Origin of the sequence: Escherichia sp. AM3 (assembly GCF_032029835.1) — a bacterium.
Classification (GTDB): Bacteria; Pseudomonadota; Gammaproteobacteria; order Enterobacterales; family Enterobacteriaceae; genus Escherichia; species Escherichia coli.
This window is the reverse complement of record NZ_JAVUPQ010000315.1, coordinates 1-1,286: the sequence shown is the minus strand read 5'-3', so window position 1 is coordinate 1,286 and position 1,286 is coordinate 1. Positions and strand designations below refer to the sequence as shown.

General features: G+C 49.3%; 1 protein-coding gene and 1 pseudogene. Both read left to right on the top strand.

What is annotated here, in order from left to right:
• Positions 1 to 379, top strand: a pseudogene (locus RTW80_RS25440) (IS1-like element IS1X2 family transposase); the annotation flags it as partial.
• A 30-nt stretch (positions 380 to 409) separates the two neighbouring features.
• Positions 410 to 1,286: DMT family transporter (locus RTW80_RS25435; RefSeq protein WP_312720833.1), on the top strand; the 877-nt coding region annotated here is incomplete at its 3' end.

The following is a 1,286-nucleotide window of genomic DNA, read 5'->3' as shown; positions in this document are numbered from 1 at the left end:
CATGGACGAACAGTGGGGCTACGTCGGTGCTAAATCACGTCAGCGCTGGCTGTTTTACGCGTATGACAGGATACGGAGGACGGTTGTGGCGCACGTCTTCGGTGAACGCACTCTGGCCACACTGGAGCGTCTTCTGAGCCTGCTGTCGGCCTTTGAGGTCGTGGTATGGATGACGGATGGCTGGCCGCTGTATGAATCACGCCTGAAGGGAAAGCTGCACGTTATCAGCAAGCGTTACACGCAGCGCATTGAGCGACATAATCTGAATCTGAGACAACATCTGGCAAGGCTGGGACGGAAGTCACTGTCGTTCTCAAAATCGGTGGAGCTGCATGACAAGGTCATCGGGCATTATCTGAACATAAAACACTATCAGTAAGTTGGAGTCATTACCTCAACTCCCTTATGGATGCTTGCCACGATTCTTGCGGGTATGCTCTCCCCTATGCAATCAGCGGTGAATGGTCAATTAGGTCACTGGTTACAGGATGGTAATGCATGCGCAGTTATCTCCTTTGCCAGTGGTTTAGTCGTGATGTTTTTTATTATTATGGCGCGAAAAGAAACCCGGCAACAATTTGCGGCAATTCCTTCTCTGATTAAAAACCGAAAAGTTCCTCTCTGGAACTGGTTTGCCGGTCTCTGTGGAGCGATGGTGGTATTTTCTGAAGGCGCATCAGCCAGCGCACTCGGGGTCGCAACGTTTCAAACAGCACTGATCTCCGCGCTATTGCTGTCTGGTTTACTTTGCGATCGCTTTGGTATCGGTGTCGACGAGAAAAAATACTTTACCCCTTATCGCATCATCGGTGCATTATTTGCGGTTATTGCTACGATTTTTGTTGTGTCACCGCAGTGGCATTCTACCTCTTTCATCTTACTTGCCATTCTTCCGTTCTTAGCTGGTTTGCTTGCAGGATGGCAGCCCGCTGGAAATGCAAAAGTAGCTGAAGCTACGGGATCCATGCTGGTTTCAATCACCTGGAATTTCATCGTTGGATTTTGTGTTTTAGGCACAGCGCTAGCTATTCGTGTCGCATTAGGGCACGTCACTGTTCAATTACCAGATGTCTGGTGGATGTATCTTGGCGGCCCGCTTGGACTAATGTCTATCAGTTTAATGGCCATTTTGGTCAGAGGTCTGGGGTTACTGATGCTGGGGGTTGCTTCAACGGCGGGCCAGTTACTGGGATCAGTATTGATTGACGTATTAATTCCATCGCTGGGCAATACCGTTTATCTGGTCACGATCATCGGAACACTGTTTGCACTGGTCGGTGCAATTG